This window comes from Halobacterium sp. GSL-19 (genome assembly GCF_016917855.1).
GTDB lineage: Archaea > Halobacteriota > Halobacteria > Halobacteriales > Halobacteriaceae > Halobacterium > Halobacterium salinarum.
Window position 1 is genome coordinate 600,841 of the sequence record NZ_CP070377.1, and the last position, 17,984, is coordinate 618,824.

Consider the following 17,984-nt stretch of genomic DNA (forward strand, 5'->3'; position numbering starts at 1 on the left):
CGGGGGTTACTCCCCGGCGGCCGCTTCGATGGCTTCGATACCGATCCGCGCCGTGTCCGGGTCGACGGCGGCGTCCGCGCGCAGGGCGGCCGGCGAATACCACTCCCAGGCGTCCGGCGGTGCCTCGCCGTCGTCGGGCGCGACCGTGCGGGTCGGCACCGTCCCGAAGTAGACGTGGTCGATGTGTTGGTGGCCGACCGAGCCGTCCTCGTGGACGTTGATGTCGTAACAGAGCTGGTAGCGCGGCGTCGGCAACGCGACCCCGGCGGGAGCCGGGATCTCGGGGCGATCCCCCAGCAGGGTCGGTTCCTGGCCGAGTTCCTCGCTGACTTCCCGCAGGCCGGCCTCGTGGGGGAGCTCGTCGCGGTCGACGTGGCCCCCCGGCGGGATCGTGAGGCCGAGGCGGGCGTGCTCGTGGAGCGCCGTCGCGCCGTCGTTGACGACGTAGACGGTGGCGGTGAAATGCCGCGTGGTTTCCATACCCAGCGGTGGCGCGACGCCCCGAATATGGGTTACGCTTCCACGCCGGGTTCACCGCCCGCGTCCAGGATCTCGTGGTAGCGGTTGCGGATGGTGACCTCGCTGACGTTCGCGACGGTGCTGACCTCGTTTTGCGTGACGCGCTCGTTCGTGAGCAGCGCCGCCGCGTACACGGACGCCGCGGCGAGGCCGACGGGCGACTTCCCGGACGTGATGCCGGCGTCGGCGGCGGCGGCCAGCAGGTCTCGGGCGCGCCGTTCGACGTCGCCGGACAGCTCCAGGTCAGAGCAAAACCGGGGAACGTAACTCGCGGGATCCGTCGGCGCGACTTCGAGGCTGAGCTCGCGGGCCACGTAGCGGTACGTGCGCGCGATTTCGCCGCGGTCGACGCGGCTGACGCTTGCGACCTCGTCGAGGCTGCGGGGCGTGTTTGCCTGCCTCGCGGCGGCGTACAGTGCGCTGGTGGCGACGCCCTCGATGGAGCGCCCGGGCAGCAGGTCCTCGCCGAGCGCGCGGCGGTAGATCACCGACGCGGTCTCCCGGACGCTGTCCGGCAGCCCGAACGCGGAGGCCATGCGCTCGATCTCACCCAGCGCCTGCTTGAGGTTGCGTTCCTTGCTGTTGCGGGTGCGGAAGCGCTCGTTCCACTTGCGCAGGCGCTGCATTTTCCGCCGCTGGCGCCCCGACAGGGTGTTGCCGTAGGCGTCTTTGTCCTGCCAGCCGATGTTCGTGGACAACCCCTTGTCGTGCATCATGTTCGTGGTCGGAGCGCCCACGCGGGATTTCTCGTCCTGTTCTTGGGCGTTGAACGCGCGCCACTCGGGGCCGTGGTCGATGCCGTCCTCCTCGACCACGAGGCCGCACTCGCCGCAGGTGGTCTCCCCGCGATCCTCGTCGGTCACCAGGTCGCCGTTGCACTCCGGGCACCCGTGGTCTTCGTCGGTGGACTCACGGCTGCGCTGCGTGGGTACTGATTCCGTGCCGTGGCTCCCGTCTCGTGTTGTGCGCTGGTTTGTCATTGTGGGGCTGGCTGCGGGGGGCCGGTGTGGTTGTCCGCTCGTGTGGATAATGCACATGCACGGGCAAAAGTACTTTGATAACTGTTACCACATATCATTAATTTGCGTGCTCGGTCCCGCCATCGAAACGCTTACCGCCGGCACGCGCGACCACTCGCGTATGACTGACGCCGTCGACGCCGAGGAGATCCGGCACGTCGCGGACCTCGCGCGCCTCCGACTGGACGACGAGGACGTCGACACCGTCGTCGACCACTGTGGGGACATCCTCGAACACTTCGAGCGCCTCGAAGAGGTCCCTGAAGTCGACGCCGAGCCGGAGCTGGTGAACGTGATGCGGGCCGACGAGATCGCGGACTCCCTCGACCAGGACGACGCGCTCGCAAACGCCCCCGAAACCGAAGACGGCCGGTTCAAAGGCCCCAACGTCTCGTAATGAGCCTGAACGCATTCATCACCGAGACGACCATCCAGGGAGCGGCCGACGGCCCCCTCGACGGCACGACGGTGGCCGTCAAGGACAACATCTCCACGAAAGGCGTGCCCACCACGTGTGGCTCGAAGATGCTGGCCGACTACGAGCCGCCGTACAACGCCACCGTCGTCGAGGACCTCCTCGCGGCCGGCGGGACCATCGTCGGCAAGACCAACATGGACGAGTTCGGCATGGGGACGACGACCGAGACCTCGTACTTCGGTCCCACGAAGAACCCGGTCGACGAAACCCGGGTGCCCGGCGGCTCCTCCGGCGGCTCCGCGGCCGCCGTCGCGAACGGCGACGCCGACCTCGCGCTCGGCTCCGACACCGGCGGCTCGGTTCGCGCGCCCGCCGCGTACTGTGGCGTCGTCGGCCTCAAACCGACGTACGGCCTGGTCTCCCGGTACGGACTGGTGGCGTACGCAAACAGCCTCGAACAGATCGGGCCGATCGCGCCCACCGTCGAGGGCGCGGCCGAACTCCTGGACGTGATCGCCGGCCCCGACGAACACGACGGCACCACCCGCGACGCGGGCGCAGACGCTGACTACGCCAGCGCCGCGACCGGCGACGTCGATGGGTTGACCATCGGCGTCCCGCAGGAACTCACCGACGGCGCTGACGACCGCGTCGTCGAGCGCTTCGAAGCGGCGCTTGCGGACCTCCGCGCGCAGGGCGCGACAACCGTCGACGTGGCGTTGCCGTCCTGTGAGTACGCCGTCGCCGCCTACTACGTCATCGCCATGTCCGAAGCCTCCTCGAACCTCGCGCGCTTCGACGGCGTGCGGTACGGCACCGGCGGCGGCTTCGACGGCAACTGGAACGAGACGTTCGCGGACGCGCGCGCCGACGGGTTCGGCGACGAGGTCACGCGCCGCATCCTCCTGGGGACGTACGCGCTGTCGGCGGGCTACCACGACAAATACTACAAGCAAGCCCAGGAAGCCCGGGCGTGGGTGAAACAGGACTTCGACGAGACGTTCGCCGACGTCGACGTGGTGGCGTCCCCGACGATGCCGGTGCTCCCGCCGAAGCTCGGCGAGAGCCTCGACGACCCCGTCCAGATGTATCTCGCGGACGCCAACACCACGCCGGCGAACCTCGCGAACCTCCCCGCCATCTCGGTGCCCGCCGGCGACGCCGACGGCCTCCCGGTCGGCGTTCAGCTCGTCGGCCCGAAGTTCGGCGAGGAAACGATCATCAACGCCGCCGCCGCCGTCGAACAGTAGCCGCCGCTCACAGCTCCTGGTGTGCCTGCTCTTCGTGAGCCTCCATCGCCGCCGCCCGCAGGCCGGTTTCGGCGTCTGACTCACACGCCAGATCCGGGACCGGGATCGGGGAGCCGTCGTCGTCGACCGCGACGAACGTGAAAAACGACGACGTCGTCTTTCGGGTCGCGCCCTCACGGGGGTCCTCGGCGTGCACGTCGACTTTCACGTCGATGCTGGTCGAGCCGGTGTCGAAGACGTACGCCTCGACCACCGCCACCTCCCCCATCTCGATGGCGGTGATGAAATCCACGTGATCCATCGACGCGGTCACGCACTGCGAGCCGGCGAACCGCATCGACGCGATGGCGGCGCAGATGTCCATCCAGTGCAGGACTGTCCCCCCGAGCGCCCGCCCGAGGTTGTTCGTGTCGTTCGGCAGCAGCATCTCGGTCATCTCCGTGTACGACTCCATCAGCCGGACCGTGTCGGTCATGCGCCGTCGTTTTCACCGGAGCGGTTGAAAGCTTGCGGGAGCGGCCGGCCAAGCATCGGGCCATCGACAGGTGTAAGGCTGGGCCCCCGTATCCGCTAGGTAATGAGTGAGGACGCCGCGTCGGCCGACCGCGAGGGGTCGGTGCGGGTCGTCGGCACGGCGCACGTCTCCTCGGACAGCGTCGAGGAGGTCGAGCGCGTTATCGACGACGAACACCCTGACACAGTCGCCGTAGAGCTCGACGAAGGCCGGTTCCGGCAGATGCAGGGCGACGCCCCCGATGACTTGGACGCTACGGACCTCCTGAAAGGCAGCATGGCGTTCCAGTTCCTGGCGTACTGGCTGTTGTCGTACGCCCAACGGCGCCTCGGCGAGAAGTTCGGCATCGAGCCCGGGGCCGACATGCAGGCGGCCGTGGACGCCGCGAACACCGCGGGGGCCGACGTGGCGCTCGTCGACCGCGACATCCAGGTGACCATCCAGCGCTTCTGGGCACGGATGTCGCTGCCGGAGAAGCTGCGGATGGGTGGCGAGTTGGCGCTCGGCGTCACCGACAGCCTGACACTCGGCCTGACCGTCGGCGGGCTGATCGGGGCGTTCGTGGGTGTGATCGCCGAGCTGCTCGGCGGTCTCTACGTGCTGCCCAGCGTGCCACCCGGACTCGGTGTGTTGGCAGGTGTGGTTGGCGTGATCGCCGCGATCACCGAAGTCGGACTGTTCGCCATCGCGGGCGGTGCCGTGTTCGGCATCGCGTTCACGGCGGTGTTGGCTTGGACCGCGCCGGACACGGAGACGGATGTCGCGGAGTTCTCCATGGACGAGCTCACTGACGCCGACGTGGTGTCGGCGATGATGGCCGAGTTCCGACGGTTCAGTCCGGGCGGCGCGCAAGCGCTCATCGACGAGCGCGACGCGTTCATCGCGCACAACCTGCTCGCGCTTCGCGCCCAGGGCAAAGACGTCGTCGCCGTCGTCGGTGCGGGCCACCGTGACGGCATCATGAACTACCTCGAAAACCCCGATTCGCTGCCCCCGATGGAGTCGCTGACGGGGAAAGAGACCGGGGGGTCGTGGCTGCTGAAAGGCGTCGGGCTGGCGTTCACTGTGGGGTTCCTGGTGTTTTTCGCGCTGCTCGTGATGGCCGGCGTGGGCAACGACGTGCTGTTGCAGGTGTTCGGCGGCTGGTTTCTGTTCAACGGCGTGTTCTCGCTGACCACCGCGAAGCTCGCGGGTGCCCACTGGACGTCGGCCGGCGTCGGCGGCGCAGTGGCGTGGCTCACGTCGGTGAACCCGCTGCTCGCGCCGGGCTGGTTCGCCGGATACATCGAACTGCGCTATCTCTCCGTGCACGTCACCGACATCGAGACGCTGAACACGCTGTTGGACGACGAAACGCGTCCGGTCCGGGAGATCGTCTCGGAGATGCTCGACGTGCCGTTGTTCCGGCTGATCGCCGTCGTCGCGATGACCAACGTCGGCAGCATCGTGGCGTCGGTGCTGTTCCCGCTAGTGGTGTTGCCGGCCATCGGCGGGCCGTTCGACTCGCTGCACGCGGTTTCGGACGCGATGGTGCAGGGCGCTGAGAACAGCGCCCGGGCGTTGTGGGGGCTGCTGTGACACGGTCGTGGGTGTCCTGGCACGAGGCGCGGGATCTCGGCGCGGCGTGGCTGCTGCTGGGGCTGGCGTTCGCGTTCTACCGGGTGCCCGTGTCGCCGACGACGCTGACGGACGTGCTCGCCAGTCAGGTGTTCGCCCGCGCGTTCGCGTTGAGCCTGGCGACCGTGGGCGTGGCGTTCCTGCTGCACGAGCTCGCACACAAGGCGGTGGCACTGCGGTTCGGACAGGAGGCGGAGTTCCGCGCCGACTACGGAATGCTGGGGCTTGCGGTCGCCGGCGGGCTCGCGGGGTTCCTGTTCGCCGCGCCGGGCGCGGTCCACCACCGCGGCTACATCACGCCACGCGAGAACGGCCTCATCGCACTGGCCGGCCCGCTGATGAACGTCGTGCTCGGTGCGGTCTCACTGGTGGTGTTGGTGACGGTCGCCCCCAGAGTCGGCTACTGGGGGGTGTTCATCAACGTCCTGCTGGCGGGGTTCAACATGATCCCGTTTGGCCCCCTGGACGGCGCGACGGTGCTGGAATGGAGCACGACGGCGTACGCGCTGTCGGCGGTGGTCACGATCGGGCCGGCGGTGTTGTTCTTCGCGGGCGTCCTCGTGTAGTTGGGTGGACGCGCATATACCAGTACGCTTAACGCCACGAGTTGCGCACGTGCGTGTATGACTGCTGGCGAGAACGCCGATGGCGACCCGGACGGACTGACCTACGCCGACGCAGGCGTCGACATCGCCGACAGCGAGGCCGCGACGGCGGCGCTCGTCGACGCGGCGTCGACGGGAACCGACGACACCGCGTACGCCGGCCTGGTGGACCTCGGCGACCAGTATCTCGCGCTCGCCACCGACGGCGTAGGCACGAAACTGCTGGTCGCCGAGGCTGTTGGGGACTACTCCACGGTGGGCATCGACTGCATCGCGATGAACGTCAACGACCTCCTTGCGGCGGGTGTCGAACCGGCCGCATTCGTGGATTATCTCGCTGTTGACGAGCCCAACGAGCGGCGGGCGGCCGAGCTCGGCGACGGCCTGGCCGCCGGGGCGGACGCGGCCGGCGTCGCACTCGTGGGCGGCGAGACGGCGGTGATGCCCGACGTCGTGCGGGGGTTCGACATCGCGGGCACCGCGGCGGGCGTGGCCACCGACGCGGAGCTGTTCCCCGGTCGGGCCGAGGCCGGAGACGCGCTCGTTGGGTTCCCGTCCGCGGGCATCCACTCCAACGGGCTCACGCTCGCCCGCGAGGCGGCGACCCGGGACGGCGGCTACGACGAGCCGTATCCGTACGAGGGCTACGAGACAGTGGGGGACGCGCTGTTGGAGCCGACGCGCATCTACACCCATTTGCTCGATGCGTTCCGCGAGCACGGCGTCCACGCCGCCGCACACATCACCGGTGGCGGGTGGACGAACCTCGACCGCATGGGCGGGTTCCGCTACGAGGTGTCGGACCCGCTGCCCGCCCAGCAGGTGTTCGACTACGTGCAGGACGCCGGCGGCGTCAGTGACGCGGAGATGCACCGGACGTTCAACATGGGCACCGGGTTCGTGGTCGCGCTCCCAGAGGGCGCGGCGGCGGCGCTCGCGAGCCAGACGGACGGCGAGGTCGTCGGCCGCGTCGCCGACGGCGATGGCGTCTCGATCCGCGGGCTGTCCCTGTAGCCGGCGGTAACGGCCAGCGCTGGCGGGGCCACACGGCGCGTTCAGCCGGCATCGCCCCGTCGATACCCCCGGGTTGGCGGGCGGGTCAACTGATCCGGGCGGCGATGTCCGCCTGGGTGATGATGCCGACGGTTTCGCCGTCTTCGGTCACCATCACCGCCTTGTAGTGGTCGAGGAGGCTGGAGATCTCGTCGAGGGTCGCGTCCGCCGACACGGTGGGGAAGCTCTCGCTCATCACCTCGCGGACGGCATGGTCGCCGACGTCCTCGCCGGCGTGGACGATGTCGTTGTCGCTGATCGAGCCCACCGGGACCCCGCTGGAGATGACGGGCAGCTGGGAGTAGCCGGCGTTCTGCATGCGCGCAACGGCGTCGCTGACGGCGTCGTCGGGGGCGACGCTCACGAGGTCGGCGTGCATGAGTGTTGCCGCCCGCACCACGTCGCCTTCGGCTTCTTCGAGGGCTTCGACGATGCGCCGAAGCGTCGAGAGCCGCGGGTCGACGTCACCGCCTTCGATGCGCGCGATCAGCGGCTGGGAGACGTCCGCGCGGTCGGCAAGCTCGCTTTGGGTCAGATCGAGGGAGGTCCGCCGCTCGCGGAGATCTTGGGGCGTCGGTAGATGCACACGCCCAGATAACTAGGAGTTATTAATAAGTCTTCGGGGGTTACGCCTCCTCGGCCGGCGCGTCGCCGTCCTCGATGACGTCGATCACTTCCAGGGGAACGTCACGCAGCGCGCCCCCGACCTCGCTTTTCGCGATGCGCTGGGCGTGCTCGTCGCTGTCCGCGTTGAACACGGTGAGTTCGAGCACCAGCCCGACGAGGGCGGTGTTGGCCGCCAGGAACGCAGCATCGAGGCCCTCGCCACACGCAGGGCAGCCGGTCACGCCGGCCTCGACCTCGACGTAATCGAGGTCCTGGTCGTTCAGTCGTTTGCCGGCTTCGCTCACGGCGACGCCGATGGCGTCGTCGGAGTTCTCGACGTCACGGACCAGCCACGCAGCTTCCATCGCAACGACGTAGTTGCTCATACCACAGTGGACGTGACGGGGGAAGTCGTGCTTTGTGGTTCCGAACGCTCACGAGACCGCCGCCAGACTGTGTCTCCCGCCCGCCAGTCGTCATCTCACCGCTCACCGCGCTGCATCCAACTCACCCGGACGGTGTAACCCACAGGTAGACGGCGTATCAGCCGGTGTTTCGGACGCCCCGCGGAATCCCCGGAAGAGATGCTTTTATCAGTCCCGGGCTGGTATCAAGTGGTAATGTTCAACCCGAACAACGGCTCTGAGTTCGCCCGCAATCGGGCGCGACTCGACGACACGCCCAACCCCTACGAGCCGGAGGTCGGCTCGCTCCCCGAGGGCGACCGCTCGCAGGCCGGCTCGGACACCGTCAACAAGACCGGCACCACGATCGTCGGTCTGACCACCCAGGACGGCGTGCTGATGGCGTCGGACATGCGCGCGAGCCTCGGCGGCCGCGTCATCTCCAACAAGAACGTCCAGAAAGTCGAGGAGATCCAGCCCAACGCCGCCCTCTCGATCTCGGGATCGGTCGGTGGCGCCCAGAGCTTCATTCGGTCGCTGCGCGCCGAGGCGAACCTCTACGAGGCGCGGCGCGGCGAGTACATGTCCATCGACGCGCTCTCCACGATGGCGTCGAACCTCCTGCGCGGCGGGCCGTTCTTCCGCGTCGTCCCGATCCTGGGCGGCGTCGACGACGACGGCGGTCACGTCTTCAGCCTCGACCCCGCCGGCAGTTCGATGTCCGACACGTACACCGCACAGGGCTCGGGGATGCCGTACGCCCTGGGTGTGCTCGAACAGGAGTACAGCGAGGATCTGACGATGGCGGACGCCGAACAGGTCGCCGCCCACGCCGTGAAGTCCGCGAGCGAACGCGACACCGCCTCGGGCAACGGCATCCACATCACGAAGATCACCCACGACGGCCTCACGACCGTCGGCCACAAGGAATTCGACGCGCTCCTGTAACGCGCCGACCCAGAGCCGGTGTGACGGCCCCCGCGCGGGCTCGCCGTGGCAGCCCGTGTCCTGGCGGCTCACCGCCGTCTGTTTCTCCACTGTCGCCGCGGTTCGCGCCGCTTATCCGCGACTAGTCGCTACGTTATCGCAATGAAGTTCGGCTCGTTCGCCACGTTCGCTGCCGACATCGAAGCCACCGACGCCGACCTCGACGTGGTGGCGCTGGTCGCGGAGCTCTTCGACGCGGCCGACAGCGACCTCGATGTCGTCGCGCGGTTCGTCCAGGGACGCGTGTTCCCCGCCCACTCCGAGACGAAACTCGACATCGGGCCACAGCTCTGTTACACGGCGCTCTCGCGGGCTGCGGGCCGGAACGTCGACGCGGACGACATCGAGGCACGACTGGCCGAGACCGGGGACATCGGGGCCGTCGCCGGCAGCCTGGCCCTCGGCGGACAGACCGGACTCGCGGCGTTCGGGGGCGGCGACGACCACGCCGACGGACTCACCGTCAGCGGTGTTGCGGACGAACTCGCGGCCCTGGCGGCCGCCGCCGGCGACGGGAGCCAGTCCGAGAAAGTCACGCTCCTGTTCGGGCTGTTCAACCAGTGTACCAGCCGGGAAGCCCGATACCTCGCGCGGCTGGTGTTGGGTGAGATGCGCATCGGCGTCGGCGAGGGGGCCGTCCGGGACGCCATCGCTGAGGCGTTCGACGTGCCGACTGCGGCCGTGCAGCGCGCCCTCCAGGTGTCGAACGACTACGGCCTCGTGGCCGAAACCGCACGCGACAGCGGCACCGACGCGCTGGACGCGATGGGGCTGGAGGTGGGCCGCCCCGTGCAGGCGATGCTCGCGCAGGCCGGCACGGTCACGGACGCCCTCGACGAGTGGCGCGAGGCCGCCGTCGAAACGAAATTCGACGGCGCACGCGTCCAGGTGCACTACGACGGGGACGACGTGGTGCTGTACTCGCGGAACATGGAGAACGTGACCGGGGCGCTCCCGGAGCTCGTGGAGTTCGTCGAGAACAACGTCACGGCCCCCGTGATCATAGACGGTGAGGCCGTCGCGGCCGACGAGGACGGCGACCCACTGCCGTTCCAGGAGATCCTCAAGCGGTTCCGCCGCAAGCACGACGTGGCCGCGATGCGCGAGGAGATCAGCGTGGAACTGCACGCGTTCGACTGCCTGCACGCGCCGAGCGCCGACGGCGGCGAGGACCTACTGGACGCGCCGTTTTCCGACCGCCACCGGCGACTGCGCTCGGTGGTCGACGACGCGTCGGCGGTCTCGGAGGTGCTCGTGACCGACGACGCCGACGAGATCGCGGCCTTCGAGGCGGCCGCGCTGGAGGGCGGCCACGAGGGCATCATGCTGAAGAACCCGGCCGCCCCGTACACGCCCGGCGACCGCGGGAAAGACTGGCTGAAGCGCAAGCCCGACGTGGAGACGCTGGATCTGGTCGTGACCGGCGCGGAGTGGGGGGAAGGCCGCCGCGCGTCAGTGCTGGGGACGTTCCTGTTGTCCGCGCGGGACGCCGCCGGCGACGGCTTCGAGACCATCGGGAAGGTCGCCACCGGGCTGACAGACGAGGAGCTTGCGGCCCTCAGCGACCGCCTGGAGCCACACGTCCGCAGCGAGGACGGCCAGACGGTCGACATCGAGCCGGCGGTGGTTCTCGAAGTCGGCTACGAGGAGATCCAGGCGTCGCCGACGTACTCCTCGGGGTACGCGTTGCGGTTCCCGCGGTTCGTCTCCGTCCGCGAGGACAAAACCCCGGCGACGGCCGACACCATCGAGCGCGTCGAGCGGCTCGCCGCCCAGCAACAGCAGTGACAGCCGCCCCGCACTGACCAAAGACCTTCACGCCCACGCGCCCACACTACCCACGTGACCTACCGTGGCGTCGTTCTGGACCTGGATGGGACAGTCCTCCGTGGAGACACGCTGCTGCCCGGTGCCGAGGCGGGCGTCGCCGCGCTCCGCGAGCACGCCAACGCGGTGTTGTTCCTGACGAACAACCCCATGCGACCGGCCAGCGAGCACGCCGCCCGCCTGGAGGGCCTCGGCGTCGACGCCACCCCGAGTGAGGTACTGACCGCGACCGACGCGACGATCACGTACCTCCAGCGATCCCACGACGGCGCGGCAGTGTACCCCATCGCCGCGGACGCGATCACGGCCCAACTGCGCGCCGCCGGCGTCGCCATCACCGCCGATCCGGTGGCCGCCGACGTGGTCGTCGCCGGGTTCGACCCGGCGTTCGGCTTTCAGGACCTCCAGGCCGCGGTCGACGCGTTCGCGGACGGCACCACGGCGCTCGTCGGCACGGACCCAGACATCACGATCCCGGCCGCGGACGGAGCCAAACCGGGGTCGGGGGCGATCGTGCAGGCCGTCGCGGGTGTTGCCGAGCGCGACCCGGACGCGGTGCTCGGCAAACCCTCCGAGACGACTGCGCGGCTCGCGGTCGACCGCCTCGGCGTCCCGCCGGCGGAGTGTCTGGTCGTCGGCGACCGACCGGACACGGACGTGGCGTTGGGTGCGGCCGCCGGGATGACGACGGCGCTGGTTCGCACGGGCGTCGACGCCGCCGCGCCCGCTCACGCTCAGCCCGACCACGTCCTCGATTCGCTGGGCGAGATCGGGCGGCTGATCGCGTAACCCCGGTGGCCAACGCGCTGGGAATCACGGCCGGCCATTTATCCACACCGAGCGTACACGACGCTATGACAGTCACTGCCGCCGGCGTGACCGTTGATTGGCTCGGGTACGCGACCACGCGCATCGAGTGGGCGGACGGCACCGTCGCCTACACCGATCCCGGCCGGTACGGCGTGCTCACCGGCGAGTGGACGCCCGGCGGCTTCGAGGGGGCGCACGAGCACCCGCCGGGGGCGGAGTACCGCGCCCAGGACGGCGATCTCGTCGTGATCACGCACGCCCACCACTACGACCCCCACGGCATCGCGCGCGTCGCCAGCGCGGACGCGACGGTCGTCGTCTACGACGCGATCGACGCCGCCACCACCAGCCGGGATGTCACACCGGTCGACGCCCTGGACTACGACGTCAGGCGCGTCGAGTACGGGGCCCGCCAGCGAGCCGCCGGCGTCGCGCTCACCGTGACCGAGGCCCAGACGGCACCCGACGAGCCCGGCGGCACGTCCCTACACCCACCCGGCGTCGGCTGCGGGTACACGCTCACCCGCGGGGACACGACGGTCTTCTGGCCGGGTGCCTCCGACGCCCTCGCCAGCCACGACGCCATCGACTGCGACGTGTTGCTGGCACCGATCAGCCGCCGCATCACGATGGGAGAAACGGAGGCCGCGGACCTCGCCGATCGGCTCGACCCGGCGCTGGCTGTGCCGATCCATTACAACACCGTCGAGCGCCTGACCGGCGACGGCCGCAGGTTCGCCAGCGCCGTGGCGAGCAGCGGGGTGCCGGTGGCGCTTGACGAACAGGCGTCTACAGCACGCCCATCTCAGCGAGGCGCTCGGGGAGGTAGGTGTCCGTGACGAAGTCCAGGCCGCGGGACGCCAGTGCCTGCTGTTCGGCCTTCTTGTCGATGTCCAACTGGAGGCCGATCTGCTCGGTCCAGAAGTCACTCTGGAACCGGGGGTCCTCGAGCTCCGATTCGAGGGCGTTGACGTCGGAGTCGCTCAGCGGGTCCGTCGGCAGGTCGTAGTCGACGATGTCCTGGGGGCGGATGCCGATGAACTGCGCCTGCGGGGTGGCGAGATACTCCGAGAGGTGTGCGGACTTGATCGAACCGTAGGCGACGGAGCCGTAGATGCGATACGACCACGGGTCGCCGTCGGTGAACACGGTCACCGGGAGGTCGAGTTCGTCGTGGAGGCGCTTGGTGAGCCGCCTGGTGGCGCGGGCGGGCTGGCCGCCGAGGTGAACGACGATGGCGTTGTAGTCGTCGTCGAAGCCGTTCTCCACGAGCCGGTCGCGCATCCCACCGGTCTCCACGCAGAGCACGAAGTCGGCGTCGGTGTCGAGAAAGTCGATCGTGTCCGGGTTGTTCGGGATCTGGTAGCCGCCCTGCCCGACGTCCTCCTGGCAGTGGATCTCGCGGTCGCCCCGCCGGGTCTGCTCGCGCAGCCGCAGCGGCCCCATGACCTTCGCGCCGGACTCCTCGGGGCGCATGTGGAAGTCCTCCCGTTTCACCCCGGAGACGATTTCGAGGTCTTCGACGAGCTTGTCGCTCTCGCTTTGGTCGTTGAACTGGGCTTCGGCCTCGTCCCAGGACTCCGAGAGGTAGTAGAGTTCACGCAGCGTCGACGACCGCCCCTCGTCGAGTTGCTGGGCGAGGAAATCGACCGTGTAGACGGATTTCAACAGTTTCCGAGCGCCACGGACCGAGTTCGCCGAGCGCGTCGACTGGCTGTCACCGTACACCCAGACGTCGGCGTCCTCGTCGTACTCGATGTTGGATTTCGAGCGCGTCGGCAGCGACATCCGGGGGATGTCGCCGTCGGCGAACTGGTCGTAGAACTGCTCGGCGATCGCCAGCAACTGGTCGCGGGCCTCGGTCTCGTCGGAGGTGTGTGTCTCGCTCATGTGTCAGCCTCGGATACGGTGAGTCGTGCGTCCGCAACGCCCGATACGGAGAGCTCGCAGTCCGCGTCAGCGTCGACGCTGTACGTCAGCTCCGCGGCGTCGTCGCCGGCCACAGCGGGCGTCCACTTCACGAAGTATTCGTCGTCCATCGCCACGACGCTGGCGTCGTCGCCGACGCCGTCGGGTTCCGCGGAGACGATGTCGGTGACATCGACGTCCACGCTCCCGGTGCCGTGGTTCTCCACGCGCAGCGTCACCGTTTGCCCGTCGTCGCTGCGCGCACGCTCGACGAGCACGTTGTTCATGATGCGGGCAAGCGAGTCCGACACGTCGACGCCGCCGCGGCCGGTCAGCTCGCCGACTTTTTCGGCCATCGTCGGCAGGATGTCCATGATGACGTCCTGTTTCTGTTGGCGTTTCCGCATCGACTGGCGCTTCTGCAGGAAGGATTTCAGCTCGCGGGCGGCCTCCCGGACCGCCAGCTCGATCTCGGCCTCGATCTCGGGCACGTTGGCGATGGCGTCCTTGGATTCGCTCGTGAACGGCACGTTCGTCGAGGCGACGTGCACCATGATGACCGCCGGCCCCTGTGGCAGCCCCGAGCCGCCGGGCTGGCTGAGGTTGTAGTTGCGCCACCCGATGTCCCCGAGCACGTCGGTGGTGGCGCACGCGCCCCGTTGGTAGACGAGGGGCACGCGGTTCGCGAACCGCATCAGCTGGACGCCGCCCTCGCTGTCGATGTCGCCGCCGTACGCGATGCCGGCTTCGACGATGAACGGATCGCCGCCGTGCACGTCGGCGTCCCGCGTGGCCGCCGCGTAGAAGTCGGCGTCGAACTCCGTGCGCAGCCCGGCCTCCAGTTGGTCGGCTTCGATCGGCGACAGACACGACGTCGGCGGGGCCATCACGCTGACCGACGCCATCGCCGCCAGCAGGTCGCTGGCCGCGTCGCGGTCGTCGGCGAGCGCGCTCGTGTTCGGGGGGTCGTCGGGCACCGTTGCCATGCGCGCCCAGAGCGCGTCGGCGACGTTCTCGCGGGCCGTCTCACCGATCGTGGCGTCGGCGTACTCGGCGGTGTTCTCGGCGGCCCGGAAGACGTATTCGTCGAGGGTGTCCCGCGTGACGCGGTCGGTGTCACCATCGGACTCGAACTTCGCGGCGATCCGCTCGGCGAGCCCGCGTACGGTGGCGTCGTCTTTCTGGACGGTCGTCGCCTCATCGACCGGGCCGAGCACGTCGGCGACGCGGTCACTGGTGAGCGCGTCCCGGACGGCGGCCACGACGTTCGCCTGCACGGTCTCGCCGAACGACGTGCCGGTGTCGTCCTGTGCGTCGGCGGCTGCGTCCGCGACGAGCGCCCCCAACTCGGCGGGCGCGATGCTGTCGGCGTCCCGGACGGCGTCGGCGACCGTCCGCGCGAACACGGCCGTGTGTGTGGCGTCCTTGTTCGCAACGGCGTCGGCCACCGTCGCTTCGAGGTCGGCGTCGGCGGGCGGCCGCCACCGCATCTCACGGCCGAAATGCTCGTCGCGGAACGCGTCGATGATGCCGGTGGCGGTCTTGGAGCCGACGCGCGTGAACTCCGACTGCAGGAACCCCGAGACGGAGTGTGAATCCGTCTCCGCCAGCATCTTGATGAGCGTGCCGAGCTCGACGCCGTGCGGGTGGGGGAGGATTTCGTCGGTTTCGGCGGGCAGGCTGGCCTCCTCGGCGCGCTCTGATTTGAGCTCGCCGCCGGGCTCCTGTAACTCGATGCGGGCGTGTGGGTTCACGACCGCCGTGTGTTTGATGTAGTCGTGGAGCTGCCCGCGAGCCCGCATGTTCGCGTCGAGGGCCATCTCGATGCGCGTGCCATGCGTCCCCCGGAGGTCGCTTTTCGCGGCCGAAACCTCCGTTTCAGCGCTGATCTCCGGCTCGTTGGTGTCGGTGTCGATGATGAGCTCGTAGACGTTGGCGGTCTCGGAGTCCTGGGTCCGGCTCTCGATGCGCACCGGCTTCCCCGACGTCAGCTGCGAATACAGGACCGCCGCGGAGATCCCGATGCCCTGTTGGCCGCGGCTCTGCTCGCGGGCGTGGAACCGCGACCCGTACAGCAGCTTCCCGAAGATCTTCGGGATCTGTGCGTTGGTGATGCCCGGCCCGTTGTCCTCCACGATGAGGGTGTAGTAGTCTCGTCCCTCCGAGATTTCGACGTAGATGTCGGGGAGGATGCCCGCCTCCTCGGTGGCGTCGAGGGCGTTGTCCACGGCTTCTTTGACGGCCGTGACGAGCCCCCGGGCTCCGGAGTCGAAGCCCAGCATGTGCTTGTTCTTCTCGAAGAACTCGGCGACGGAGATCTCGCGCTGGCTCGCGGCAAGCTCCTCCGCGATGCCGTCCTCGTCGTCGTCGAGTGTCGACTGGAACGACGTCATTCAGTGTCCCGTGGTTCACGACCAGCGGCTAAAACACCAGCGGTGCCGGGGTGAAAGTGAAACCGGGCCCACAGTCGGCACACGCGCACACGCGTGCGAGCCTTTTTTACCACCCGACCGTCTACTGTGGTCTAACGTTCATGTCTGATCAAAGCGAGTACAGCGCTGGCCAAATTCAGGTTCTGGAGGGGCTCGAAGCCGTCCAGAAGCGGCCAGCGATGTACATTGGTTCCACTGACGCTCGTGGTCTGCATCATCTCGTCTACGAGGTCGTGGACAACTCCATCGACGAGGCGCTTGCAGGGTACTGTGATCGAATCGACGTAACGCTGCACGACGACGGCTCGGTGAGCGTCACCGACGACGGCCGTGGGATCCCGGTGGCCACCCACGAGGAGTACGACCGACCGGCGGTGGAAGTCATTCTCACTGTGTTGCACGCCGGCGGGAAGTTCGACGCGAAGTCCTACCAGGTGTCCGGCGGCCTACACGGTGTCGGCGTCTCCGTGGTGAACGCCCTCTCCGAGCGCCTCGCGGTGGAAGTCTCCCGGGACGGCGCGCGGTACCGCGAGCAGTTCGAGCGCGGCGAACCGGTTACCGACCTCCAACACGTCGGGGATAGCGACGACTCCGGGACGCTCATCCGGTTCCGTCCGGACAGCGAGATCTTCGAGACGACAGCGTACGACTTCTCCACGCTCGAAAACCGGCTGCGTGAGCTGGCGTTCCTGAACTCCGGCGTCGAGATCACGCTCACCGACGAGCGCGGCGACGAGCCCACGCAGTCCACCTTCGAGTACGAGGGCGGCATCCGGGAGTTCGTCGAATACCTCAACGAGACCCGCAATGCGCTGCACGACGACGTCATCTACTTCCAGGGTGAGGACGACGGCATCTCCGTCGAGATCGCCATGCAGGCCTCCGAGGACGTCCAGTCGTCGACGCACGCGTTCGCGAACAACATCAACACGCGGGAGGGTGGCACGCATCTCACTGGGTTCAAGACGGCGCTCACGCGCACCGTCAACGACTACGCCAACGACAACAGCCTGCTGTCGGAACTCGACGGCGAGAACCTCACCGGCGACGACATCCGGGAGGGGCTGACTGCGGTCATCTCCGTCAAACACCCCGACCCCCAGTTCGAGGGCCAGACCAAGACCAAACTCGGGAACAGCGAAGTCCGGGGCATCGTCGAGCGCGCCGTCAACGACGGCCTGGGGACGTATTTCGAGGAGAACCCCGCCACCGCCAAGGCGGTCGTGCGGACGGCCGTCGAAGCCGCGAAAGCCCGAAAAGCAGCCAAGAAAGCCGAGGAGCTCACGCGCCGGAAGTCCGCGCTGGGCTCCACGAGCCTCCCGGGGAAGCTGGCGGACTGCCAGAGCAAAGCCCCCGAAGACGCCGAGCTGTTCGTGGTCGAGGGCGACTCCGCCGGCGGCTCCGCGAAACAGGGCCGCAACCCCGGGTTTCAGGCGATCCTCCCGCTCGGGGGGAAGATCCTGAACGTCGAGAAACACCGCCTCGACCGGATCCTCGAACACGACGAACTCCGCCACATCATCACGGCGCTTGGCACCGGCATCGGCGACGAGTTCGACATCGACGAGCTGCGCTACGAGAACATCATCATGATGACCGACGCCGACGTCGACGGCGCGCACATCCGCACGCTGCTGTTGACGTTCTTCTATCGGCACATGAAGCCGCTGCTGGAGGCGGGATACGTCTACGCCGCCCAGCCGCCGCTGTACCGGATCCGATACCGCGGGGACACCTACGACGCGATGACGGAGGCCGACCGCGAGCGCATCGTCGAGGAGCAGTGCAACGGCAACCCCACGCAGGTCCAGCGGTTCAAGGGCCTCGGAGAGATGAACCCCCAGCAGCTCTGGGACACCACGATGGACCCCGAGAACCGCATCCTCAAGCGCATCACCGTCGAGGACGCGGCGGCCGCGGACAAGATGTTCTCCGTGTTGATGGGGGACGCCGTCGAACCACGCAAACAGTTCATTCAGGAGCGCGCCGGCGACGCCGAATGGGTCGACATCTAA

At 68.5% G+C, this 17,984-nt stretch carries 17 protein-coding genes; 10 read left to right on the plus strand and 7 right to left on the minus strand.

The features are described from left to right. Window positions 1-6 precede the first annotated feature (6 nt). Together JT689_RS04830 and JT689_RS04835 are read right to left on the minus strand one after the other, a co-directional pair. Window positions 7-480, minus strand: coding sequence for an NUDIX hydrolase (locus JT689_RS04830; protein WP_010902608.1), 474 nt, complete (start codon window positions 478-480; stop codon window positions 7-9). Between the two features lie 32 nt (window positions 481-512). Next, the gene (locus tag JT689_RS04835) at window positions 513-1,499 is read right to left on the minus strand and encodes a transcription initiation factor IIB (RefSeq protein ID WP_010902609.1); all 987 of its coding nucleotides are present in this window, start codon (window positions 1,497-1,499) and stop codon (window positions 513-515) included. 160 nt (window positions 1,500-1,659) lie between these two features. Here JT689_RS04835 and gatC point away from each other — a divergent pair, with 160 nt between their 5' ends. Beyond that, the gene (gatC, locus tag JT689_RS04840; RefSeq protein WP_012289242.1) at window positions 1,660-1,935 is read left to right on the plus strand and encodes an Asp-tRNA(Asn)/Glu-tRNA(Gln) amidotransferase subunit GatC; all 276 of its coding nucleotides are present in this window, start codon (window positions 1,660-1,662) and stop codon (window positions 1,933-1,935) included. Then, window positions 1,935-3,206, plus strand: coding sequence for an Asp-tRNA(Asn)/Glu-tRNA(Gln) amidotransferase subunit GatA (gatA, locus tag JT689_RS04845; RefSeq protein ID WP_205251659.1), 1,272 nt, complete (start codon window positions 1,935-1,937; stop codon window positions 3,204-3,206). Before gatC ends, gatA begins: the two co-directional genes overlap by 1 nt. Window positions 3,207-3,213: 7 nt before the next feature. Here the strand turns inward: gatA and JT689_RS04850 are convergent, their stop codons facing one another. Further along, the gene (locus JT689_RS04850) at window positions 3,214-3,681 is read right to left on the minus strand and encodes an acyl-CoA thioesterase (protein WP_010902612.1); all 468 of its coding nucleotides are present in this window, start codon (window positions 3,679-3,681) and stop codon (window positions 3,214-3,216) included. Window positions 3,682-3,783: 102 nt separating this feature from the next. On the opposite strand from JT689_RS04850, the gene JT689_RS04855 reads away from it, so the two are divergent. From JT689_RS04855 to purM, 3 genes are read left to right on the plus strand one after another with little or no spacing between them, the layout of a single operon-like run. Further along, window positions 3,784-5,298, plus strand: a complete 1,515-nt coding sequence (locus JT689_RS04855; RefSeq protein ID WP_010902613.1) for a TraB/GumN family protein — start codon at window positions 3,784-3,786, stop codon at window positions 5,296-5,298. Beyond that, complete coding sequence (locus tag JT689_RS04860) at window positions 5,295-5,903, plus strand: Zn-dependent protease (protein WP_012289243.1); 609 nt, start codon at window positions 5,295-5,297, stop codon at window positions 5,901-5,903. The genes JT689_RS04855 and JT689_RS04860 overlap by 4 nt, the downstream gene beginning before the upstream one ends. 57 nt (window positions 5,904-5,960) lie before the next feature. Beyond that, a complete protein-coding gene (gene purM, locus JT689_RS04865; protein ID WP_205251660.1) occupies window positions 5,961-6,956 on the plus strand; it encodes a phosphoribosylformylglycinamidine cyclo-ligase in 996 nt (331 codons plus the stop codon). Between the two features lie 85 nt (window positions 6,957-7,041). On the opposite strand, the gene JT689_RS04870 is transcribed toward purM, so the two are convergent. Both JT689_RS04870 and JT689_RS04875 read right to left on the minus strand, forming a co-directional pair. Continuing rightward, the gene (locus JT689_RS04870; protein ID WP_010902616.1) at window positions 7,042-7,581 is read right to left on the minus strand and encodes a CBS domain-containing protein; all 540 of its coding nucleotides are present in this window, start codon (window positions 7,579-7,581) and stop codon (window positions 7,042-7,044) included. 40 nt (window positions 7,582-7,621) lie between these two features. Then, window positions 7,622-7,987, minus strand: coding sequence for a DUF555 domain-containing protein (locus tag JT689_RS04875; RefSeq protein WP_010902617.1), 366 nt, complete (start codon window positions 7,985-7,987; stop codon window positions 7,622-7,624). 234 nt (window positions 7,988-8,221) lie between these two features. Here JT689_RS04875 and psmB point away from each other — a divergent pair, with 234 nt between their 5' ends. From psmB to JT689_RS04895, 4 genes are all read left to right on the plus strand, one after another. Further along, window positions 8,222-8,953: an archaeal proteasome endopeptidase complex subunit beta gene (gene psmB / locus JT689_RS04880; RefSeq protein ID WP_012289244.1), complete on the plus strand. Its 732-nt coding sequence runs from the start codon at window positions 8,222-8,224 to the stop codon at window positions 8,951-8,953. 141 nt (window positions 8,954-9,094) lie between these two features. Beyond that, window positions 9,095-10,780, plus strand: a complete 1,686-nt coding sequence (gene ligA / locus JT689_RS04885) for an ATP-dependent DNA ligase LigA (protein WP_205251661.1) — start codon at window positions 9,095-9,097, stop codon at window positions 10,778-10,780. 54 nt (window positions 10,781-10,834) lie between these two features. Beyond that, complete coding sequence (locus JT689_RS04890; protein WP_205251662.1) at window positions 10,835-11,608, plus strand: HAD-IIA family hydrolase; 774 nt, start codon at window positions 10,835-10,837, stop codon at window positions 11,606-11,608. 65 nt (window positions 11,609-11,673) lie between these two features. Continuing rightward, the gene (locus JT689_RS04895; protein ID WP_205251663.1) at window positions 11,674-12,468 is read left to right on the plus strand and encodes an MBL fold metallo-hydrolase; all 795 of its coding nucleotides are present in this window, start codon (window positions 11,674-11,676) and stop codon (window positions 12,466-12,468) included. On the opposite strand, the gene JT689_RS04900 is transcribed toward JT689_RS04895, so the two are convergent. Together JT689_RS04900 and JT689_RS04905 are read right to left on the minus strand one after the other, a co-directional pair. Continuing rightward, entirely contained in the window at window positions 12,419-13,519 is a 1,101-nt protein-coding gene (locus tag JT689_RS04900; protein WP_010902622.1) for a DNA topoisomerase IV subunit A, read from the minus strand. The two genes, JT689_RS04895 and JT689_RS04900, sit on opposite strands and share 50 nt — an antisense overlap. Next, the gene (locus JT689_RS04905; RefSeq protein WP_205251664.1) at window positions 13,516-15,930 is read right to left on the minus strand and encodes a DNA topoisomerase VI subunit B; all 2,415 of its coding nucleotides are present in this window, start codon (window positions 15,928-15,930) and stop codon (window positions 13,516-13,518) included. Before JT689_RS04905 ends, JT689_RS04900 begins: the two co-directional genes overlap by 4 nt. Window positions 15,931-16,070: 140 nt before the next feature. On the opposite strand from JT689_RS04905, the gene gyrB reads away from it, so the two are divergent. Beyond that, window positions 16,071-17,984 carry a DNA topoisomerase (ATP-hydrolyzing) subunit B gene (gene gyrB / locus JT689_RS04910; RefSeq protein ID WP_205251665.1) on the plus strand — a complete coding sequence of 638 codons (1,914 nt, stop codon included), beginning with the start codon at window positions 16,071-16,073 and terminating at the stop codon, window positions 17,982-17,984.